Source organism: Spirosoma endbachense, from assembly GCF_010233585.1.
Lineage (GTDB): Bacteria > Bacteroidota > Bacteroidia > Cytophagales > Spirosomataceae > Spirosoma > Spirosoma endbachense.
Window position 1 is genome coordinate 9,916,143 of sequence record NZ_CP045997.1, and the last position, 20,904, is coordinate 9,937,046.

Here is a 20,904-nt window from a genome sequence, read left to right on the forward strand (position 1 = left end):
CTCAGTTAACAATCAGCCAGATTGCTTGTTTATCAAAACGTTACATCAACTACGCAACGTTTTGAAACGCACCACAAAGATCCTGTTAGCACTTGTTGTTCTGCTAATTATTGCCCGCTTACTGCTGCCTTACTTTGTATTGCGGTATGTCAATAAAACACTAGCCGACATGGGCGGCTATACAGGCCACGTAGAAGACATTGATATTCAGCTGATTCGGGGCGCTTACCAGATCGATGACCTGAGAGTCCGTAAGATTAACGGCAACATCAAGGAACCCTTTATTTTCATTCCGAAAACCGATTTATCTGTTGAATGGAAATCACTGTTTCGGGGTAGGCTGGTAAGCGAAGTTGAGTGTTATAATCCAGAACTTAACTTCGCCTTCAGCGATAACGAAGCGAGTAATCAGACCGGTGCTGAGGTCGACTGGACAGCTTTCCTGAAAAAATTACTGCCAATCAGCATAAATCGATTCGCGATTATCGACGGCACGATTAATCTGGCAAGTTTAATTACCCAACCTCGCGCTGATTTATCCCTCAAAAAATTTCAGGGTGAAATCCGAAACATTCGCAATGTGGAGGACAAAGACAAAAAACTACCTTCTCCAGTAGTGGCTTCGGGCGATGTGCCGGGTTATGGCGGTTCAATGGCCTTCAGCGCTAACATGAACCTACTGAAAGTTGTCCCGGATTTTGATTACAACCTGCGGTTTAGCGATTTGCAGCTAGTGAAGATCAATCCACTAGCCCGCGAATATGCCAACCTCGATTTTGAACAGGGAACAATGAGTGTTTACAGCGAAATGGCCATGCTCGACAGCAAGCTAAATGGCTACCTGAAGCCGCTGACAAAGGGCATGAAAATCTTCAAGCTCAATGAGCACGAAGGTCGCTCGGCTGGAAAATTCTTCACCGAACTGGTCGCACAGGCAGGAATCGCTGTTCTTAAGAATCAGAAGCATGATCAGGTGGCAACGAGAATTCCCCTCAATGGTACGATCGAAGAGATTAAAACCGCCATTTGGCCAACTATCTTCGGTGTATTGCGGAACGCTTATATTGAAGCCTTTAAAGGTGAGTTTGATAACAATATTACCCTACAGGATGCCGTCAAGAGCTTTAAAGACGATTATAAAGCGAAACGGACAGAACGTAAAGCCGAAAAAAAAGAGAAACGCGAAGAGCGTAAGGCCGAACGCCGAAAAAAGCGGGAGGCTCGTAAACGGGAAAAAGCCAATTAGCTGACTTATTGCCAGGTACCCCCTTTACTGAACACGAATCCTATAGCCAGAACGCCCAGCCAGCCCAGGTACGATACCGCTAAAACAGCAAAGCCGAACCCAACTTTACCCTGAACCATAGCCAGCCCATAAGCCCAGACCAGCAGCGCCAGTACAATTGCACAGCCAGCCAGAAAAATCAAACTGTCACCTTTCCTGTAGGCGGGGCCCGGCGGAAAGAGTATCGAGAAAAAAGTCATGGTGAAATAAAACAACCCAATCAACCCAGTTATGGCAAGGGCTGCATAGAAAATAAGGTTTAGGAGAAGATTCATGGTACTGATAATGAGTTAACAACAAATCAACAAGCTTCTTTAATGAGCGGACAATGAGCCAGCTTAAGGTGTATGCCGATGCCAGGCCCCATTCGTGTACACATAGGTTACGGAGTTGAAGAAAGACAGGAAAAGGCCTGCGATCATGAAAACGACGCCAAGGGCACCCAGAACCAGCGGCACCAGCCAAATGCTCATGAAGGCGTCTACTCTGGCATCAGATGGATTTTGCCGGTCATATAAGACGGGCACTGACTCACCAACCTGATAATCGGATGACGACGACCCAACCGATGAGCGAAATGTGATTGACTGACCGGCTGGACCACTAAACTGAACAACTGGGTAATAGGCCGTAGAATAGCGATCACGGTCATTGGAACGATCAACAGACTGCCGTTTATCGAGACCGATCACGCGGCCAGTCACTTTATCGGTCTCGCTGAGCCATTGTCTGGTGTTTCTATAGCTGAAAAAGGCACCGGCCAATAAACCGATGCTAACTAGACCGAATACGGCGCCAAGCCTTCGGGCAAATGGGTCCATGAGTAGATTAATCTGGTTTAACTACACCACAAAAAACCAGCTCATAACCCCTCTTCAACAAACATAATCGCCTGAAACGTTGCTTTTGGCGAACCAACCGTTCGTCATGGCCCTCGAATGGCTTCTCGTCGAAACGATTCATTGACAATCCTCTACGTTTCATTGACAAATTCGTGCTGTTTGCACGGATAAAATTGGCCAAATAGCTTAGTCAGAACCAACTTTGTGTCTCACTAACAACCGTTTACCGCATCGTCCCCTTGCAGAGCGCTGTCACAATGAAATTGTATTTCTTAAATCTCCGGACCTCGTTACTGGCCTGGCTAGGCTACAAAACCCAGCCGGCAAAACAAAGCGGCATGCCGTTCTGGATGGGGTTCCTTTTATACTGTCTGGCTTATCCATTACTGGCATTTACTGTGGTGTGGGCTATCTGTCAGGTTATTCAGGGTGAAACCTTATGGTGGCACAGTCTGCTACCGGATAGTGAGGAAGTTCACGACTCTCTGCAGCATTATCGATGCTTTTTTGTCGTAGATGAACGTTTTAATAGTCCTACCAATTGTTGACAAATGCCCTACAAGACCGTTTATTCAATAGCGGGTCAGCCATCAATAGACCGAGTCTTTCTGGGAATTTCCGCTGGATTGCTTATAGCCACTTTCCTCGTTTTCTTCGTGACAAACTTGGCGTCCTGGCGGTACACTTTGCTGGCATTCAGCCTGCTGTTCATTCTGTTTACGCTGGTCATGCCTTACTGGGACCACCATCGTCTGGTGAATAAGCTATCGACTCCCGAATGTAAGGTTGCAGAGGGTAAAATAATGGGCTATTGGCGGAAAGACTGGTATCAAAAAGACACTCATCGCAGCTATAGCTATGAATCGTTTCGGGTAGATACAGTTCAGTTTGGTTACCACCGACTGGTTGAAATGGCCGGGTTTCACAACGCTGAGGCTCATCATTTTCCGATCCTCAACGGGTTGATCGTACGAATTTACTACGTGCCCGAGCGTCAATTAGACGACGAAACCCAGTTCAACCGAATCCTTAAACTCGATATAACAACCAGTCAAACCATACTCCAGAGCACCTTAACTACTGTTTTATAATGAATTTACCCTCAATTAGCTATTTACTGACAGCCAGCTTACTTATTCCGGCCTGTCAATCGACCGACAAACCGAACAATAATACGGCAGGCAAAGAAACCGTCATAGATACAATTCTTATCGCGGAAGCCAGGCTGAACGAAGGTACACGGTTCAATCCGACGGATCAGGCGATCACCCGCGATGATGTAAAAAGCTTTACGGGTAATGAACCAGAAAAGCCTGTTTATAAAGCCGATACGCTGGCCGCTACCGATAAGGTGTTTGCTGTCCTGTTTAGTCGGCTCTATTCAAATGAAACGATTGGGTGGCTCGTCACCTTCAATCGATCAACTCAGCAACAGCTCGATAAACTGCAAGTGTATTATGACAATGCTGAAGGAATGACACAAACCGAGACCCGATGGCTTCCGCAACAACAACAGGCAATTGTAAAAACAGAGACTTATGAGGAAGAAGGCCAACCCAAAATCACTACCCTTATCTATCAACTAATGCCCGACGGCAAGCTTCGACAGGCGACACCCAACACCAATAAGTAGTACAAAATCATTATGCTGGAAGAGCTATTTTCTCCCCAAAAAACGTTTAAAGTGGCAATCGGTAGCTACGAAATGAAAATGAGTCACTGGGTCGATCAACCCTACCTGATCCGGGTCAGTGATGACGTTGAACTGTTTAATCTCAACGGCGATCCCTGGTCGGCATCAGACGTAACCTGGCTCGACGACTCAACCGTCAAAATGCATTTACGCAGATACCCCGGCCATATTTTCTGTACTATACAATTAAATGCGTTGACCGATCAAGGCTCGGCAATCAGTCCGTCGGGCACTTATGCTGGATCGCTTTCTCAAGTGCAGAACTGGGTCATGAACCTTTAGAGAAAAGCTTTATGCGTAAACAACAAGTACCATGAAAAAGTACGTCCTCTTAACCATACAAAACCTTACAGGGCTTTTAGCGAAGTAGCATGACCACAAGGCCACGCTACTTCGCTATTTTCTTACTGTTTCCTGCGATCCATCGTATCTGGACGAGCACCCGATGCCGTTCGGCGTGGCGAAAACTTGGGTTTGACTTTATGCTCCCCGGCCTGCTTCGCTTTCTTATAGCTGGGAATGGCGTTGTCTTTACTCTCCAGATTATCACTTAACGACGGCTTGGGTATTGGTTTCGAGGAACGCCGGGAGGCATCAGGCGCCGTAGACGTAGAGCTACTTTTCGTTGTCGCTTTAGCCGATGTCGCCGTTTGTTTCGATGGCCTGGTGACCGTTGAAGCGGACACCGATTTCGACGGGCTACTTTTTGCCGTTTGTGGTGCAGTCTGGGCCAACGTTGTGGTCGTTATCAGTAAGGCACCGATCATCAATTTAATCATAACGTTTTGCTGGTTTATCTTACACGACTCTGTTTCAGCTAATTTGTTTGACTATTTTAGCCAGGGTCTGTTTAGGGACATGTGCTCTGTGGAGTTAGCAGTTTAGCGATTCACGAATTGATCGGCGGAACAAACCATGTGGCTACTTTTCGTTACCGAATCGTATCTACACGTGTGGCTCCTCCCCGCCGAAGTGAATCGGGCGGAAGTCGGCGTGGCTTCCGGTCAGGTTTGGTGCGGTTTTTGGGTAAAGTGGTGTCCATGCCCTTTTCCAGTTCTTTCTGTTCCTGGGCACTTACCTTTTTTAGCCTTGGCTTAGGCGGATTGGCCCGCCGATTATCCTCCGTCGACGTTGTCTGTTGTAAGGTTGGCGACTGATTGCTTTGTGCATAGACACTGGCCACTAAGCCAGCGCATAACAGGATGGTACTAAACACGATCCGTTTCATAACATTGAGTATTTGTGTCTATACTCAACGAATGCCATACTAAGAAGGTTATTTTGTTGGTGGGTTATCGAGCAAGTGTCCAGGCTCGGCCGTTGAAAACCGGCCCGATTTCGGAGTAAACCAGGCCGGCCGGTTGAACGCTACTTATTACTTATCCTCATCATCTGTTATTGATACTGAACTTAAGCCAGCAGCCGTTTTTACCATTCGGACGAATTCACTACGATAGCCTTCGGAATCACCATTCAGCGATCCTTTAGCCAGTTTCACCACCTGGCCATACTGAGCTGACCCTTTGAAGGTGGATTCGCCCAGCAATAACCCGAATTCAGCCACGGCAGTCGCAAATCGGAAATCGGCCGAAGCCCGATCGAGTGTCACCGCTTGCCTTTGCACACTATGCTCCAATTGTCGGCTAACAGAATCAGTAGGTTGTTTGTAGCGTACCTTCAGCGTGAGCAGTTCGCCAGACTGGCCCGATGCTTTTGTTTCAACGAGCGTCTGGTATTTTAATGAATCGCGTTTGGGTAGATACGGACTTGTCATACCAGCCGGAATCAGTTCATAGATGGCCGTTACACTATGGCCTGCCCCTAAATCACCGGCATCTTTACGGTCATCTTTAAAGTCTTCGTTGTTAAGCCGCCGATTTTCGTAGCCCAGTAACCGATACGCCTGTACATAGACCGGATTGAACTCCAATTGCAACTTAACATCTTTGGCTACCGTAAATAACGTACCCCCAAACTCAGTAATGAACACTTTACGGGCCTCGGGCAAATTGTCGATATATGCGTAATTGCCATTTCCTTTGTCAGCGAGCGTTTCCAGATTAGCATCCTTCAAATTACCCATTCCAAAGCCAAGTACGCTCAGGGAAACGCCTTTCTTACGTTCCTGTTCGATCAAACGCTGCAACTCGCCATCGCCCGAAATACCCACGTTAAAATCACCATCTGTAGCCAGAATAACCCGGTTGTTTCCTTTTTCAACCAGGTTATCATGCGCCACTTTATAAGCTAGTTCGATACCGGCTCCGCCAGCGGTTGAGCCTCCGGCATGAAGCTGATTAATGGCATCTTTGATTCGTTGCGGTTGGTTTCCGGGCGTTGGTGGCAACACAAGTCCAGCCGCTCCGGCATATACGACAATGGCTACGCGATCAATAGGCCGCAGTTGATCGACCAACAGATTGAGAGATGCCTGCACGAGTGGCAGTTTATTTTCATCACTCATTGACCCCGACACATCAATCAAAAATACCAGGTTCGCTGGTGGTAGACGATCATTCGCTACCCTACGCGCCTGCAACCCAATCCGCAGTAATTGCAGTCCGGGATTCCAGGGCGATTCGGCCAGTTCCGTTGTTATCGACACGGGAGCCTCGCCGGTTGGCTGTGGGTATTGGTAGGAAAAATAATTGATCATTTCTTCCAGCCGAACCGCGTCTTTGGGTGGACGCTTTGCGTTATTGAGCATTCTCCGAATGTTGCTATACGACGCCCGATCTACATCGGCCGAGAAGGTAGTAACTGGCTGGCGACGAACATCCTGAAAACCGGTTTCTTCAATGGCTTTGTAACTTTCGGTTGACGGATTTGGCGGGCGATAATAAGGGCTTGGGCGGGAATTTATCGGTCCAACACTACCCGTAATACTTCGCTTTTGCGCTACTTTATACCCAGTTACAACCACTTCTTTCAAGGCTTGACCGTCAGGACTTAATGTCACATTGATAGATTGGCGCTTCCCAATGGCAATTTCCTGCGTTCGATAACCCACTAAACGAAACACCAGACTTACCGTATCCTTTGGCACACCAATCGAGTAGTATCCCTTAGCATCTGTGGCAACTCCCCGATTAGTTCCCTTAGCAACAACTGTTACGCCTGGCAATGGGCTATTCGTAGAGTGGTCAGTTACGATACCCGTAATTGTCCTCACTATTTCCGTTTGGGCTCTGACACCAACCGTTAACCCAAGCAGCATCCAGCAAACAAAGAAAGTTTTCATGCATGTATGGAATTTAGGACAGTATTACATCCGTTTTATAGATGTGCAATTAATAGACGGCATCAACAGCATTATACCGTTCAACTGGGTCTATGTTTCTTAAACGGTTTCGTAAATCAAAACTTACTACCGATGCGGAGTATGTTGCGGCTTACCGCGCCACGGGTGATTTATCCGTGCTTGGGGAGTTGTATGAACGACACATGGAGCTGGTCTATGCCGTTTGTTATAACTATCTGCGCGACGAAGACGAAGCTAAAGACGCCGTTATGCACCTGTTTGAGCAGTTAATTACGGATCTGCGCAAACATGACGTACAACAATTTCAGTCGTGGCTACACAGTGTTGCCCGGAACTACTGCCTGATGCAGTTACGCAAGAGTCAGGCGCACCCAAAAGCGGTTCAGCTAACCGGCTTAACCGCAGACAGTGATATGGACGATAATCCGGTCACGGCAACCATAGCGGATGAGTCGGACAACCGAACGCTTGATCTTGAAGAAGATCTTAGCCGAATGGAAGCGTGTCTTCAAACGTTACCGAGCGAACAGCGCACGTGTCTGACTTTATTTTATCTTGACCAAAAAAGTTATGTGGAAGTCGCTGACCTGACGGGATACGACCTGAAACAAGTGAAAAGTTATTTGCAAAACGGCCGACGAATGCTGAAACTTTGTATGAGTAAGTAATCTGGAACGCCTGTTTGCCTTACCAATATGAATGATCAATTGACCTTTGACGATTTGCGCGCCTATCAGGCCGGACGGCTGAATGGTCCGGCCCGGCACCGGGTCGAGCGGTTACTGCTCGAAGACCCCTTCTATGCCGATGCCCTGGCAGGTTTAGAAGCGATGCAGCAAACCGCCACACCGACAACACAACAACTGGCGAACCTACGTGATGCGCTTCAAGAGCGTATTCACTCATCAGCGACGAAAAAAAGGCTTTGGCCGCTCTGGATAGCCACAACTACTGCTGCCATTCTGCTTATGCTGGCCGTGGCCATTTATATCATATTCTTTGTAGCCAAGCATCCGACCAAACAGAAACCAAATAACAAACCTAAAACGACCCTGAAAATCAGACAGATAAGCCCGTTTATGGCATCTCTTCAACCTTATTCGTATCCTTGCGGATAGGCTACTGAGCGAAATTAGATTCGTCTGAAAAGGCGAAAAAAAATAGTTTATTGACCGTTTTCGTTCATAACTCGGTACAATTAATTCCCAATAAAAACCTACATAAAGTCGAATATATAAAACCGGAACATAAGAAGTAGTTTGATAGAGTAAAACATTTAGGAAAGCTAGGACGTTAACCCGGCATAACAACTCATTCTATAGTCTATGTTTCGCTCAATTTCGCTACGTTCACTCGCCATTCCATGCGTAGCCCTTTTAACTTGCTTATCAACTACTTACGCACAGCAACGTTTCAGCGCAGGGCCGCGCGTTGGCTTGAATTTATCCACATTGCGGGGTGATGTGGAAGGCTACAAAATGACTCCTGGTCTTGTAGCGGGCGCTTTTCTGATGTACAGTTCATTAAATCACTTCGGCATCTCCGCCGACGTATTATATTCTCAACGCGGTGGTAAATTTACGGGAGTTAACCCAGGCAACGTACCCGTTGAACTGAAACAGCAAATTAACTATCTGGAAATCCCGGTGGCATTACGCTACTTCCTGACATTGAGTGGTAATTTCCGGCCAAATCTTTTCTTCGGTCCAACGCTGGCTATACCATTAAGCGCCAAACGAGTTAATCAAAAGATCGGCGGATCAACCCAGCCGGATGTAACGAACTCAGAAGCGTTCAATAATCCCGACCTTGGCTTATTTGCCGGTTTCCAGTTAAACTTTCCAGGTTTGGGCGAACGGCAACGTTTTTTGATCGATGCCCGCTATACCTATGGCCTGGCCGATGCGACAAGCCAGCCGATCTCCGGTGGCATTGGGGGGCAAAACATTTACAACTCCACAATTACCTTAACACTAGGCTATGGCTTTGGTGTTGGTCCTGAATATCGTAGTCGGTATCGGCGGTAGATACTACCGAAAAATCATTCCAATAAAAAAGCGCCCCTGTCTGGACAGGGGCGCTTTTTTATTGGAATGTAATAACTATTTATCCCATTAATAGACTGAAAACCAATCTATAACCTTCAAAATAATCACATTTTAACGCCATATAATATGATTTTAATCTTTTTTTAATCTGATGCAATCTATTCAGCCTGCACGATCGTATAGGCTTTTATTGTGTACTCGTCTATGAAACTTTTTTCTACAATCAACAGCCATGTTTTATAACAAATCGCTCCGTTCTCTGATCGGTATGCTAACCCTGGGCACGCTACTGACCCTTAATGCCTGTCAGAATATGCAACCACAGCTAGAGCCGCAAAGTGGCCTCTCTACTGCCAATGCACGTCTGTCTGCTGATTTTATGTTTTATGTCTTGACAGACAACAATCAGTTATTAAAACTGAATACGCAGAATCCTGGCGTCAATCTGGGCACGATCAATATTACAGGCGTTCAGAACAACGAACGGCTGGTAGCCATTGACTTCCGACCAGCAACGGGTCAGTTATATGGCGTCAGTAACGGTAGCCGAATTTATGCTATTAATCTGGCCAATGGTGCGGCTACAGCGTTGGGATCAGGCGCATTCTCACCCAGTATTAACGGCGATGTGGTTGGCTTTGATTTTAACCCAACAGTTGATCGCATTCGGCTTGTTACGAATAAAGGTCAGAATTTGCGCTTAAATCCGGAGACAGGAACGGTAATGATTGTTGATGGCTCCATCAATGGTGTAGCCAACGTGGCCGTTTCGGGGGTTGCCTACACCAACAACCGTTCAGGATCTACCACGACAACCTTATACGATATTGACCCAATTACGGACAAACTGTATCGCCAGGACCCGCCCAATAATGGAACGCTGGCAGAGGTCGGTTCACTGGGTATTGACATTGCCGGTACGGGTAGTTTCGACATCGCCCCCGATGGCAGTGCCATTGCAACCTTAATTAGCGGCATTACGCAAGGACTTTATCAGATTGATCTGGCAAGCGGCCGTGCCGAGCGTTTAGGCGACCTGCCAGGCACAACCAGCATTGTTGGGGTAGCCATTCCAACGGAGCCGGTTGCTTACGCCGTCGATGGTGCCAATACGCTGTATATCTTCAATCCAATGACAGGCTCGTCCGTAACCAAAGCCATTACGGGCTTACAAGGCGGTGAGACGTTGTATGGTATTGATTTCAGACCGGCTAACGGGCAGTTATTTGCGCTGGGTAGCACAAGCCGGCTCTATACCATAAACACCTCAAATGGTGCCGCTACGGCAGTGGGTTCAGGGCCATTTACGCCGTCGATTCCAAGTGCAGGAGGTGACTTCGGATTTGATTTCAACCCAACGGTTGACCGTATCCGGCTTGTCGGTTTCAATGGTCAGGATCTGCGACTCAACCCTAATGATGGCACTGTAGTCGGTGTGGATGGCACATTGGCTTTTGCGTCAGGACAGGGCTCACCAAACGTAACAGCAGCCGCCTATACGAACAACTTCGCAGGCTCAACGGCAACAACCCTATACGACATTGATACCCGCACAGGCAGTGCCTGGTTAGTTATGCAGACACCTCCCAACAATGGAACGCTGGTGCCTGTTGGCTCGCTTGGGGTTGAGATAGAAGGTGGTAACGGCTTCGATATCGGTGGTACCTCGAATATGGGTTATGCGCTGCTGCGTTCGGGCGGTTCGACTAAAGTCTATACGATCAACCTGTCGTCAGGGGCCGCATCATTCAGCGCTAATCTCACAGGCAACCCATCGGTTCGCGGCTTTGCCGTTGGCCTGGGTTTCTAATGACATAATCCAACTGTTAATTATCGGCCCAATCTGCGTGAGTAGGTTGGGCTTTTTTGTGTGTAGCGTAGGTAGCTTCTGTACAGAGCAGCCGGCTGGCTTTTTCGGTAATGAAGACGCAATTGGATTTAATCATTCACGTATAAAACGCTACAATAAAATAGGGTGTCAGTTTCCTAAAACTGACACCCTAACAAACAGGCTGTATGTATTTTACCGGCTCAGATACAGATTCCGTTCGGAATATATTTTCTGAAAATAATCGTCCGTCAGGTCGTCGATGAAGTAGATGCCTTCGCCGGTCGATTTCATTTCGGGGCCAAGTTCCTTGTTCACATTCGGGAATTTGCTGAACGAGAACACCGGAATCTTGATCGCGTAGCCTTTTTTCACCGGCTTAAAGTCGAAATCCTTCACCTTTTTATCGCCCAGCATCACCTTCGTTGCATAGTTGACATAAGGTTCCTGATACGCTTTACAGATGAACGGAACTGTCCGGCTAGCGCGCGGATTGGCTTCGATGATATAAACCACTTCGTTTTTAATGGCGAACTGGATGTTGATCAGCCCAACCGTTTTGAGAGCAACCGCAATTTTTTTGGTGTGCTCCTCAATTTGCCGGATCACATTCTCGCTCAGGTCAAACGTTGGTAAAACCGCATAGGAATCGCCCGAGTGAATACCAGCCGGTTCGATGTGCTCCATGATACCAATAATATAAACATCTTCGCCATCGCAGATTGCATCGGCTTCGGCTTCAATCGCATTCTCAAGGAAGTGATCGAGCAGGATATTATTGTCTGGAATATCCTTCAGAATCTTCATCACGTGCTGCTCCAGCTCGTTCTCGTTAATGACGATCTTCATGTTCTGCCCGCCAAGTACGTAACTGGGACGAACCAGGAGCGGGAAGCCAAGCTCCCGCGATAGCTCGATAGCCCCTTCCGACTCGCGAATTGTTCCGAATTTTGGATACGGAATATCGAGTTTGCGCAGCAAATCGGAGAAATGGCCCCGATCTTCAGCCAGATCGAGTGCTTCCCAGCTGGTACCGATAATCTTGATACCGTAGCGAGTCAGTTTTTCGGCCATTTTGAGCGCCGTCTGGCCACCCAGCTGCACAATGACGCCTTCGGGCTGTTCGTGCATGATAATGGCGTGAACGTGCTCCCAGAAGACAGGCTCGAAATACAGTTTATCGGCAATATCGGGGTCGGTCGAGACAGTTTCCGGATTACAGTTAATCATGATCGTCTCATAACCCGCTTCTTTAGCGGCCAACACGCCATGCACGCACGAATAGTCGAACTCGATGCCCTGCCCAATGCGGTTCGGTCCCGAACCTAACACGACAATTTTCTTCCGATTACTCCGAACCGATTCATTACCCGGCAAGTCAGAAACAGGCTCCGGCCGGTCGGTTGTGATCGGCAGCTGGTTGTTGAACGTCGAGTAATAGTAGGGTGTTTTTGCCTCGAACTCAGCCGCGCAGGTATCTACGCATTTAAATACGCGACGGATATTGTGCGTCTGGCGGTAGTCATAAATCTTGCTTTCTTTCACCTGCAAAAGGTGAGCAAGCTGGCGGTCAGCATAGCCTTTCTGCTTGGCAATACGAAGCAGTTCGGGCGGCAGATCATCCAGATCGTACTGTTCGATCTCGCGCTCCAGCTCAATCAACTCTTCGATCTGGTGCAGAAACCACGGATCTATTTTGGTCAGTTGCTGGATGGTCCGGAAAGACATCCCGGCTTTAAACGCATCGTAGATGTGGAACAGACGGTTCCAGCTCGGATGGGCCAGACTCTGGGTCAGCGCATCGCGGTCAGTCAGTTCACGGCCATCGGCACCAAGGCCATTCCGGCGAATTTCAAGCGATTGACAGGCTTTTTGCAGGGCTTCCTGAAAATTACGGCCAATACCCATTGTTTCACCAACCGACTTCATTTGCAGACCTAATGAACGGTCGGCACCCGGAAACTTGTCGAAATTCCAGCGCGGCACTTTCACGATCACATAATCGATGGCAGGTTCGAAAAAGGCCGAAGTCGTGCCCGTAATGGGGTTCATTAACTCGTCCAGATTGTAACCAACGGCCATTTTAGCGGCAATTTTGGCAATCGGATAACCCGTTGCTTTCGACGCCAGCGCCGACGACCGGCTAACACGTGGGTTTACTTCGATAACGATGATATCGTCGGTTTGCGGATTCACCGAAAACTGAATGTTACAGCCTCCCGCAAACTGCCCAATACCAGCCATCACCCGGATGGCCAGATCGCGCATTTTCTGGTAGAGCGTATCGGGCAGGGTCATAGCCGGTGCAACAGTGATACTGTCGCCGGTATGAATACCCATTGGATCGAAGTTCTCGATGGAGCAGATGATGATAAAGTTGCCATTATTATCACGCAGCAATTCAAGTTCATACTCTTTCCAACCCATCACACTTTGCTCAACCAGCACCTCATGAACGGGCGATGCGTGCAAACCGGCGGTGAGTGCCTTATCGAAATCTTCAGGATGATTAACGAAGCCGCCCCCCGTGCCGCCGAGTGTAAACGACGGCCGGATAACGAGCGGAAAGCCTATTTCCTGCGCAATTTCTTTCCCTTCCAGAAAAGACCGGGCGGTGCGCCCTTCACAAACGCCTGCACCCAGCTTCAGCATCAGTAACCGGAATTTCTCCCGGTCTTCGGTCGTCTCGATGGCGCGAATATCGACACCGATAATTTTTACATTAAACTTCTCCCAGATACCAGCCTTTTCGCAGTCGATAGCCAGATTCAGCGCCGTTTGGCCACCCATCGTCGGCAAAACAGCATCGATGGGCCGTCCCATTTCCTGATGTTTCTTCAGGATTTCAACAATGGACTTTTTCTCCAGCGGCAACAGATAAACATGATCGGCGTTGATAGGGTCGGTCATGATGGTAGCCGGATTGGAGTTAATCAATGCAACTTCAATACCTTCTTCCCGAATAGAACGGGCCGCTTGAGAACCGGCATAATCAAATTCACAGGCCTGTCCGATAACGATAGGGCCAGAACCGATAATAAGAACCGAGCGGATTTGAGCGTTTTTGGGCATTTTTCAGCGGGACAATGAACCGCGTGGGCGGTCCCGAATGAATGATGAACGATTAACTATTGACGAACAGTGGCTAATTGACAACCAATCCGTTATGGGGTGGTCAAAAATCCTGCAAAATTAGGGGTTTAAGAGGGAACGGAAAAGGGGAATTTTAGAAATAGGCAGATTCGATATAATTATCCGATATAGGTCACTAGTATTCCGGCTATTACGAAACGACTATGACTTACGTCCAGTTTCAGCAGACGCTATATTTTTGCACCGGGGTGCCAATTAGCGCAACGAAATTGACGGGTCAGTAAATAATAATAATTGGAAAACGTCGGGTAGGCTCGTATTTTTGATTAATAAGTTTTTAATATATGTTCCGAACTCGATTTTACCTTTACTTCCTGTGTGTAGCGGTTAGCATGTTGGCTTTTACCTGTGTACGCGAGTATCCAGCAACAGCCCCTTATACCCCTCCTACTACCCCTACCAATCCGGGTAATCTACCGCCACAAACCCAGCCCGTTGCGCAAAATCGCCTATTTATCGGTAACGATAAAATTCGGTTAGCCATTGACCTGAACATGGGCGGTGCCATCAATTACCTCTCCGAAGCAGGCAGTTCAGAAAATATGGTTAATAACTATGACTGGGGCCGGCAATTACAAACTGCACTTTATGGCGGTCCTTTTCCCTATTCAGTGAACGGAAAAGATCCCGTTTATTTCTGGCGTAACCTGGGGTGGAACCCCGTTCAGACTGGCGATTATTACAACCACCCGGCTCGTATTGTCAGTTATCAGCAGGGGCAGAATTCGCTCTATGTTAAGACGATTCCGCTTATCTGGCCGCTCTTTGACGAACCGGCCGATTGTTTTATGGAGCACTGGATCGAGCTTCAGGGCAATACCGCACACGTAAAAATCCGCAGTACTATCAATCGTGCCGATACGGCTCAATACGATGGCAGAACCCAGGAAATGCCCTGCGTATACCTGAATGCCCCCTGGTATCGTATGGTTACCTACACCGGTACACAGCCGTTTACCAACGGCCCCGTAACCGAAATCTCAAAGCTTGAGATGCTCAGTCATTATACCACCGAAAACTGGACTGCTCTACTCAACGATGAAGGGCGTGGCGTGGGTTTATACCAGCCTAACCAGTTTCGGTTCAAAACGAACGGATTCGGGTCTGGGCATGTCGGGAAAGAATTTGATGTGACCAGCTATTACATGAATGCCGACCCTTTCCTGCAAATTGATCACAATGGCGTTTATGAGTTCGAGTACACGCTCATCCTGGGAACGCTGGCCGATATCCGGCAGTACGCCTACGCTCAGCCGCGCCCGGAAACGGTTCCAAACTTTAAGTTCACGAAGGATCGCCAGGGATGGTTTTACTACAACGTAACCGATAAAGGATGGCCTATTCAAAATGAATTGAACGTTAACTGGCAACGGGCCGACACGTCGAAAGCAAACTTCCGGGTATGTAGCCCCTTTGTCTACTGGAAACCGACCGATGTGCCTAAAATTTACATCCAGGCCGCCTTTACGACAAAAGCAACGACTGCCCGAATCGTCTGGCGTAAACCCGAAGATTATGATTTTCTGGACGGTCCGGATCGACAGATCGACTTTCCTATCGTTGGTGATGGTAAATTCCGAACCTATGAAGTTAATCTGAGCGGTCATTCGGGATGGAGCGGCCTTATTAATCAAATCTGTCTGCTCAATCCACAGAATAACCTTGAGAAAGGCTCGAATATGAGGCTAAAAAGTGTTACGGTTGCTCCGGTTCAATAAACCGTTTTTTGGTGGGGGGCGGGCGGGTTCTGTCCCTGTCCACGGTTATTTTGTCGATCTTAAGAAACCATGGCACGGGAACAGAACCCGATCCCGACAAAAAACAGTAAAAACAATTGGGTAGTTGATTGAACAGGAAACCTGCTCACCAACTACCCAACCATTCACTCCACTTACTTACGCTAAGAATGGAGTGGCAATAGCCAGCACCTGTTCTTTAGTCAGTGGCTCATCAAAGGCCCCCGTGACCTGATCGACACCAAGGCCTGTTAGATTGACAACATCAACTCCACCTTCAACGCGCACATCTTCGCCGGAGTAAACGGCTGATGGCGAACCGGCAGCACCCATGATCCAGCCTCTGCTGCCACCCAGATACCGAACTTTAGCCGCGTGCATAGCCTCTACCGAGTGAATCTGCAAAGCTACAGTCAGGATATCCGGTGCGCTGATCAAATTGCCAGCCTGGCCTTTGTAAGCACGAACACCGGTATCTTCAAAAGCCTGAGCAAGAGCCATGAAAGTCCGATAGTTCGAGAACGTATCAGGATAGGCCCCTTTAGCAGAGAAGTCAAAATTAGGCTTCGAAATAGCCGCACCGCCCAGCGCTGATTTCAGCAAGGCAACGTGAGCATTTTCGTGTTTAGCAATTTGCTGGAAGGTATTCCAGCCTTCCATACCTGTGATCAGATTTGGCGAGGCCAGACCCCGATTGTAGAATTCAGCTTCGAGGTATTCCAGCGTCAGCGCAAAATTGAGTACATCCGTAACAACGCTGCTTTGCGCATAGGCTTTGTTTAGAATGGCCCCAAAAGCTACTGGCGCAACGCCTGTCAGTGCTTTTTTAAGAAAATTATGGAAAACATGACGACGCGATACATGGTCAAGGCGTTCGAACACGTCAGCATCAACCTTCTCAATTTCAGTAAGTATGTTTTGTAGATTCATGGCTGTTGAAGTTTAGGCACGACGTCCGTTTTTACCATTAATAATTTCCAGAACAAACGGCCGGACCAAAGTCAGAACTTCTTCCGGTGTCCGTGCCTCACCCAGACCAGAGGCTGCTGCAACGATATCGTCACCAGCGAAAGAGGTCGTCTGAGGATTCACCAGCTCACTGATAATTGCCGTATGGCGAGCTTCTACCGACACAATCTTACCAGCCAGTAGCAGGTAATCTGGCGTAGTGATATACTTGCCTGCCCCATTGTATGCCGAAACGCCGATCGCTTCAAAAACGCGGGCGGTGCCAAGTACAGATGCGCGGCTGCCGAAATTGATGCTACTGAAATTAGGTGTCAGGCCTGGAATTGCGGCAGCACCCAAAGCAGCTTTGAATAATTCACGGTGAGCGATTTCGTGATCACGGATATCACTCAGAATCGCCATTTCATACCCGTTGATGCCTGCATAAGGCGTCTTGATTACCTGGGTGTAGAAAGCAGCCTCTAACTGTTCCAGCGCGTAAGCGTAGTTTAGTACGTTTACGTCTTTAGAACCAATATCACCGAGGTCGATTGCTTCACCAGCGCGGGCTGAGCCTGTGGCAACAGTTGGGTCAACAATTTGATCGTGGCAAGCACTTAATACAACACCAGCCGCTGCGGTGGCGCCCAGATAGCGCATGAACACACGGCGTCCTAAAGCTGCCGATGCCTTACCGGTCAGGCCCTGCGGAGTTGCCGTTGGGTCATTTTGTAGTTTTTCCATTGAGCATTTTTATTGTTTAGTGGAGTTACTTCTCGACGGTCGAGAAGCTGCACTAACTACTCGCAAACGGGCTCAATGGATTTGCCTTTTCTGTCGGCCAGAGACCTTTTGGCACGTTTTTGAGCAAGTGGCCCAAAAACAACCGTTCAGTAATGATTATGAGGAAAAAAATTATACTATTTGATTCACTTAAAATGCAGTTTTCCGTCGACTCTAACCAACTATCACAACAGCAAAATTGAGACCTGTTGTAACAAGGCGCTACAAGCAAAATCACATTTACCGATAAAGAGGTATTTAAACATTTTGCATTGTACTTAACTTCCGGTAGAATCCTTCGTCGAGCGTCAATAATTCGTCATGACGACCACGCTCAACAATACGTCCCTGATTAACAACCAGAATCTCATCGGCGTGTTGAATCGTACTGAGTCGATGCGCAATAACGAGTGTGGTCCGATTGGCCATCAGGCGGGTCAGGGCTTCCTGAACGAGTTTTTCCGATTCCGTATCGAGAGCCGATGTTGCTTCGTCGAGAATCAGAATGGGTGGATTTTTCAGGATCGCCCGGGCAATACTAATGCGTTGCCGCTGCCCACCCGACAATTTCCCTCCGCGATCACCGATCACTGTTTGGTAACCATTCGACTGAGCCATAATGAAATCATGCGCATTGGCGATCCGGGCAGCTTCCATTATTTCGGCTTCGGTGGCCGCACTACCGAATGCGATATTATTGAAAATCGTATCGTTGAACAGAATACTTTCCTGGGTTACGATGCCCATCTGTGTCCGCAACGACTCCATGGTGCAATCGCGCAGGTCCACACCATCGATCAGAATCTGACCGGCCGTTGGATCATAGAATCGCGGAATTAAATCGGCAATGGTCGACTTTCCGCCCCCTGATGATCCAACAAGCGCAATCGTCTTTCCCTTAGAAAGATCAAAACTTATATCCCGCAGAACCGGCGTGTCAGCGTTATAGGCAAACGACACATTCCGGACCGAAATTTCTTTCTGGAAGCTGTTCAGGGTCACAGCACCCGGCTTATCCCGAACAGTTGGCTGCGTATCAATCAATTCGAGGACACGTTCGCCCGAAGCCAGCCCCCGCTGGGAGCCGCTAAACGCATTGGAGATGTCTTTGGCCGGACGTGTTACCTGCGAGAAAATGGCAATGTAGGAGATAAATTCAGCAGCGGTTAAATCCGATTGGCCATTAAGTACCAGCGATCCGCCATAGAGCAAAATTCCGGCAACGACGGCAACGCCCATCACTTCCGAAAATGGAGATGCCAGTTCGCGCCGATTGGCCAGCGATCGAACCGCCCGTCGGTACCCTTCGTTTTCCTGCCGAAACTTATCCAGAATGAACCCTTCAGCCACGAACCCTTTCACAACCCGCATTCCGCCGAAGGTTTCGTCCAGTAAGCTCACCAGACTACTTAATCGCTGTTGGCCCTCCTGCGCATCACGTTTCATCCGACGAACAAGCGTAGCAATAAAACCGCCGGAAATTGGAATTACGATGATAGCAAACAGAGTCAGTTTGACCGAAATACTCAATAGGGCAATGATGTATCCGATTAGCAAAAACACTTCTTTCGAAGCTGCCGAGAGTGTGTTGGCAATCGAATTTTCAACTTCCTGTACATCAGTTGTTATGCGGGAAATAAGATTTCCTTTGCGTTCATTGGAGAAAAAGCCAAGCTGCAATCGCAGTGTCTGCCCAAATACAGCCTCCCGAAGTTTAGCCACCATCCGTACCTTAAAGGACTCAAGCTGCCGGACCGACAAATATTTGAACAGGTTATTGAACAATACGGACAGCACAATGACAACGCAAACGAATCGAAGCGTACCGACCTGACCGTATGTAGAAAAAGCCTGCGCAAAATAATAATTAAAGACACGGGTCGGCGAGGTAACTACTGAAATCAGCGAGGGCGCTGGCTGGCTTAGTAGCCGCTGCATCTGGTTGGTATCGACCTGGTTGAACAGGGTGCTCAGCAACGGAATGAGGAGGGCAAAATTCAAAACACCAAACACACTGGACAGTAGTGACGTCAGCACAAATGGCGTCAGGAAGCGACCCAGCGGCCTGGCAAACGAGAGTAAGCGAAGATATGTTTTCATTGGTTATGCAAAGGTAACCGGGATTTAGCTGATTTTAGGATTTACAGGATTTTGTAAAGTGGCTTTCTATTGAGAAGAATTATAGCCTCTCGCATCGATAAAGAAATTCCACTTCATGAAATTTGATACCTAAGATTTATAGGTATATAGAATTCTTTTGTATGTTTGGCACATGAGTACGCCAACAAATTCCTCTTTATTAAAAGGTAGTTTATCGATCATGATTCTTCGATTGCTCGAAGACCGCGAGAAGATGTACGGCTATGAGATAACCCAAAAGGTGAAAGAGCTAACAGCAGGCGAAATGACAATTACGGAAGGTGCTCTTTATCCAGCGTTACATAAACTCGAAGCTGAAGGGCTACTAAGTACTGAAATGCAGCTCGTAGATGGTCGGGCCAGAAAGTATTATTCACTGACAAAGACGGGGCACACCGAAGCAGTGGGACGCATCGCCGAGCTGACTAACTTTCTGGAGAACCTGAATTTGGTCTTAAAATTAAAACCAAATCTTTAACAATGGCACTATCGAATTTTCAACTTAAGAGTCTGCGTTACGATTTACGGGAACTCGCTCATATTGACTATGACGAGGTTATGAACGAACTTCTTGACCACTATGCAACACTGACTGAGCTAAAAATGGAAACTGGCCTATCGTTTGATAATGCCAGTAAATGGGCATGGACTGAATTAGGTTCGGAAAAAGGATTACAAAAAATTCAGACGAATTACGAAAGAAGTACTAAAAATCAATTGATAATAAGACATTTATGGATTCTCAAATCGTATTTCCGGTGGCCAACCATCATTCTTACACTGGCATGTGCACTACTCGTATACCAGTTATCTGAGTTAATGACGAACCAGATTGCAAGTATCGCATTTGTCATAATCCTGTTTACTCCAGGTCTGGCTTTATTATACACCTTCATGGGGTGGGGCATTGAGCATACTAATAGGCAAAAACTAGCCTGGCGCTATTTGAGCCGGTATGCCAATTTACCGGTTGCTATCATCTGCACTTTAGACCTGTTCTCTGATAATCTTTGGGCTGAGTATTTAATAGCTTACCCGATATTTATGGCTTTTTTTTGTATTTCGTTTCTCCTGGTTTCGGCTAGCCTAATCCAGCTAGCTCGTGAAAATTTTCATTACAAATCCGCCTGAATCGAATGCTAACGCCCAATCAAATCCAGGCTTCACACTAATTTAAGCCTCTTTTC

Annotated in this window: 20 protein-coding genes; 11 read left to right on the plus strand and 9 right to left on the minus strand. The window is 47.7% G+C overall.

Annotated elements, in window-relative coordinates; genetic code table 11:
- The first annotated feature begins 25 nt into the window (after positions 1–25).
- Positions 26–1,246: a DUF748 domain-containing protein gene (locus GJR95_RS39935; protein ID WP_449618978.1), complete on the plus strand. Its 1,221-nt coding sequence runs from the start codon at positions 26–28 to the stop codon at positions 1,244–1,246.
- A 5-nt stretch (positions 1,247–1,251) separates the two neighbouring features.
- Here the strand turns inward: GJR95_RS39935 and GJR95_RS39940 are convergent, their stop codons facing one another.
- Both GJR95_RS39940 and GJR95_RS39945 read right to left on the minus strand, forming a co-directional pair.
- Positions 1,252–1,560: a hypothetical protein gene (locus tag GJR95_RS39940; protein ID WP_162391191.1), complete on the minus strand. Its 309-nt coding sequence runs from the start codon at positions 1,558–1,560 to the stop codon at positions 1,252–1,254.
- A 63-nt stretch (positions 1,561–1,623) separates the two neighbouring features.
- Complete coding sequence (locus GJR95_RS39945; RefSeq protein ID WP_162391192.1) at positions 1,624–2,106, minus strand: DUF3592 domain-containing protein; 483 nt, start codon at positions 2,104–2,106, stop codon at positions 1,624–1,626.
- Between the two features lie 572 nt (positions 2,107–2,678).
- Here GJR95_RS39945 and GJR95_RS39950 point away from each other — a divergent pair.
- Genes GJR95_RS39950 through GJR95_RS39960 form a run of 3 tightly spaced genes read left to right on the plus strand, consistent with a single transcriptional unit; the run spans position 2,679 to position 4,102 of the window.
- Positions 2,679–3,218, plus strand: a complete 540-nt coding sequence (locus GJR95_RS39950) for a hypothetical protein (protein ID WP_162391193.1) — start codon at positions 2,679–2,681, stop codon at positions 3,216–3,218.
- Positions 3,218–3,760, plus strand: a complete 543-nt coding sequence (locus GJR95_RS39955) for a hypothetical protein (RefSeq protein ID WP_162391194.1) — start codon at positions 3,218–3,220, stop codon at positions 3,758–3,760. Before GJR95_RS39950 ends, GJR95_RS39955 begins: the two co-directional genes overlap by 1 nt.
- Before the next feature lie 12 nt (positions 3,761–3,772).
- Entirely contained in the window at positions 3,773–4,102 is a 330-nt protein-coding gene (locus GJR95_RS39960; RefSeq protein ID WP_162391195.1) for a hypothetical protein, read from the plus strand.
- Between the two features lie 122 nt (positions 4,103–4,224).
- Here the strand turns inward: GJR95_RS39960 and GJR95_RS39965 are convergent, their stop codons facing one another.
- The 3 genes from GJR95_RS39965 to GJR95_RS39975 all read right to left on the minus strand — a co-directional run bounded on the left by GJR95_RS39965 (position 4,225) and on the right by GJR95_RS39975 (position 7,061).
- Positions 4,225–4,599, minus strand: a complete 375-nt coding sequence (locus tag GJR95_RS39965) for a hypothetical protein (protein WP_162391196.1) — start codon at positions 4,597–4,599, stop codon at positions 4,225–4,227.
- A 152-nt stretch (positions 4,600–4,751) separates the two neighbouring features.
- Positions 4,752–5,048 carry a hypothetical protein gene (locus GJR95_RS39970; RefSeq protein WP_162391197.1) on the minus strand — a complete coding sequence of 99 codons (297 nt, stop codon included), beginning with the start codon at positions 5,046–5,048 and terminating at the stop codon, positions 4,752–4,754.
- 147 nt (positions 5,049–5,195) lie between these two features.
- Positions 5,196–7,061 (minus strand): vWA domain-containing protein, encoded by a 1,866-nt coding sequence (locus GJR95_RS39975; RefSeq protein WP_162391198.1) that lies wholly within the window; start codon positions 7,059–7,061, stop codon positions 5,196–5,198.
- 92 nt (positions 7,062–7,153) lie between these two features.
- On the opposite strand from GJR95_RS39975, the gene GJR95_RS39980 reads away from it, so the two are divergent.
- The 4 genes from GJR95_RS39980 (at position 7,154) to GJR95_RS39995 (ending at position 10,940) form a co-directional block, all read left to right on the plus strand.
- Positions 7,154–7,750: an RNA polymerase sigma factor gene (locus tag GJR95_RS39980; protein ID WP_162391199.1), complete on the plus strand. Its 597-nt coding sequence runs from the start codon at positions 7,154–7,156 to the stop codon at positions 7,748–7,750.
- A 27-nt stretch (positions 7,751–7,777) separates the two neighbouring features.
- On the plus strand, positions 7,778–8,200 hold the full coding sequence (locus GJR95_RS39985) for a hypothetical protein (protein ID WP_162391200.1): 423 nt from the start codon (positions 7,778–7,780) through the stop codon (positions 8,198–8,200).
- Positions 8,201–8,407: 207 nt separating this feature from the next.
- Positions 8,408–9,109 (plus strand): porin family protein, encoded by a 702-nt coding sequence (locus tag GJR95_RS39990; protein ID WP_162391201.1) that lies wholly within the window; start codon positions 8,408–8,410, stop codon positions 9,107–9,109.
- 253 nt (positions 9,110–9,362) lie between these two features.
- On the plus strand, positions 9,363–10,940 hold the full coding sequence (locus tag GJR95_RS39995) for a DUF4394 domain-containing protein (RefSeq protein WP_162391202.1): 1,578 nt from the start codon (positions 9,363–9,365) through the stop codon (positions 10,938–10,940).
- A gap of 213 nt (positions 10,941–11,153) precedes the next feature.
- Here GJR95_RS39995 and carB read toward each other — a convergent pair whose 3' ends face one another.
- Entirely contained in the window at positions 11,154–14,030 is a 2,877-nt protein-coding gene (carB, locus tag GJR95_RS40000; RefSeq protein ID WP_162391203.1) for a carbamoyl-phosphate synthase large subunit, read from the minus strand.
- Between the two features lie 365 nt (positions 14,031–14,395).
- Between carB and GJR95_RS40005 the strand changes: the two genes are divergently transcribed.
- Complete coding sequence (locus GJR95_RS40005) at positions 14,396–15,829, plus strand: hypothetical protein (protein ID WP_162391204.1); 1,434 nt, start codon at positions 14,396–14,398, stop codon at positions 15,827–15,829.
- Positions 15,830–16,006: 177 nt separating this feature from the next.
- Here the strand turns inward: GJR95_RS40005 and GJR95_RS40010 are convergent, their stop codons facing one another.
- The 3 genes from GJR95_RS40010 to GJR95_RS40020 all read right to left on the minus strand — a co-directional run bounded on the left by GJR95_RS40010 (position 16,007) and on the right by GJR95_RS40020 (position 19,678).
- A complete protein-coding gene (locus GJR95_RS40010; RefSeq protein ID WP_162391205.1) occupies positions 16,007–16,777 on the minus strand; it encodes a ferritin-like domain-containing protein in 771 nt (256 codons plus the stop codon).
- Positions 16,778–16,789: 12 nt separating this feature from the next.
- Positions 16,790–17,539, minus strand: coding sequence for a ferritin-like domain-containing protein (locus tag GJR95_RS40015; protein ID WP_162391206.1), 750 nt, complete (start codon positions 17,537–17,539; stop codon positions 16,790–16,792).
- Positions 17,540–17,836: 297 nt separating this feature from the next.
- A complete protein-coding gene (locus tag GJR95_RS40020; RefSeq protein ID WP_162391207.1) occupies positions 17,837–19,678 on the minus strand; it encodes an ABC transporter ATP-binding protein in 1,842 nt (613 codons plus the stop codon).
- Positions 19,679–19,850: 172 nt separating this feature from the next.
- On the opposite strand from GJR95_RS40020, the gene GJR95_RS40025 reads away from it, so the two are divergent.
- Together GJR95_RS40025 and GJR95_RS40030 are read left to right on the plus strand one after the other, a co-directional pair.
- Positions 19,851–20,195 carry a PadR family transcriptional regulator gene (locus GJR95_RS40025; protein WP_162391208.1) on the plus strand — a complete coding sequence of 115 codons (345 nt, stop codon included), beginning with the start codon at positions 19,851–19,853 and terminating at the stop codon, positions 20,193–20,195.
- Between the two features lie 2 nt (positions 20,196–20,197).
- On the plus strand, positions 20,198–20,848 hold the full coding sequence (locus tag GJR95_RS40030; protein WP_162391209.1) for a hypothetical protein: 651 nt from the start codon (positions 20,198–20,200) through the stop codon (positions 20,846–20,848).
- Positions 20,849–20,904: the final 56 nt, after the last annotated feature.

Bases quoted from the DNA above. Each gene is read 5' to 3' on its own strand.
- GJR95_RS39940 (WP_162391191.1), bottom strand. From the start codon at position 1,560: ATGAATCTTCTCCTAAACCTTATTTTCTATGCAGCCCTTGCCATAACT.
- GJR95_RS39945 (WP_162391192.1), bottom strand. From the start codon at position 2,106: ATGGACCCATTTGCCCGAAGGCTTGGCGCCGTATTCGGTCTAGTTAGC.
- GJR95_RS39950 (WP_162391193.1), top strand. From the start codon at position 2,679: ATGCCCTACAAGACCGTTTATTCAATAGCGGGTCAGCCATCAATAGAC.
- GJR95_RS39955 (WP_162391194.1), top strand. From the start codon at position 3,218: ATGAATTTACCCTCAATTAGCTATTTACTGACAGCCAGCTTACTTATT.
- GJR95_RS39960 (WP_162391195.1), top strand. From the start codon at position 3,773: ATGCTGGAAGAGCTATTTTCTCCCCAAAAAACGTTTAAAGTGGCAATC.
- GJR95_RS39965 (WP_162391196.1), bottom strand. From the start codon at position 4,599: ATGATTAAATTGATGATCGGTGCCTTACTGATAACGACCACAACGTTG.
- GJR95_RS39970 (WP_162391197.1), bottom strand. From the start codon at position 5,048: ATGAAACGGATCGTGTTTAGTACCATCCTGTTATGCGCTGGCTTAGTG.
- GJR95_RS39975 (WP_162391198.1), bottom strand. From the start codon at position 7,061: ATGAAAACTTTCTTTGTTTGCTGGATGCTGCTTGGGTTAACGGTTGGT.
- GJR95_RS39980 (WP_162391199.1), top strand. From the start codon at position 7,154: ATGTTTCTTAAACGGTTTCGTAAATCAAAACTTACTACCGATGCGGAG.
- GJR95_RS39985 (WP_162391200.1), top strand. From the start codon at position 7,778: ATGAATGATCAATTGACCTTTGACGATTTGCGCGCCTATCAGGCCGGA.
- GJR95_RS39990 (WP_162391201.1), top strand. From the start codon at position 8,408: ATGTTTCGCTCAATTTCGCTACGTTCACTCGCCATTCCATGCGTAGCC.
- GJR95_RS39995 (WP_162391202.1), top strand. From the start codon at position 9,363: ATGTTTTATAACAAATCGCTCCGTTCTCTGATCGGTATGCTAACCCTG.
- carB (WP_162391203.1), bottom strand. From the start codon at position 14,030: ATGCCCAAAAACGCTCAAATCCGCTCGGTTCTTATTATCGGTTCTGGC.
- GJR95_RS40005 (WP_162391204.1), top strand. From the start codon at position 14,396: ATGTTCCGAACTCGATTTTACCTTTACTTCCTGTGTGTAGCGGTTAGC.
- GJR95_RS40010 (WP_162391205.1), bottom strand. From the start codon at position 16,777: ATGAATCTACAAAACATACTTACTGAAATTGAGAAGGTTGATGCTGAC.
- GJR95_RS40015 (WP_162391206.1), bottom strand. From the start codon at position 17,539: ATGGAAAAACTACAAAATGACCCAACGGCAACTCCGCAGGGCCTGACC.
- GJR95_RS40020 (WP_162391207.1), bottom strand. From the start codon at position 19,678: ATGAAAACATATCTTCGCTTACTCTCGTTTGCCAGGCCGCTGGGTCGC.
- GJR95_RS40025 (WP_162391208.1), top strand. From the start codon at position 19,851: ATGAGTACGCCAACAAATTCCTCTTTATTAAAAGGTAGTTTATCGATC.
- GJR95_RS40030 (WP_162391209.1), top strand. From the start codon at position 20,198: ATGGCACTATCGAATTTTCAACTTAAGAGTCTGCGTTACGATTTACGG.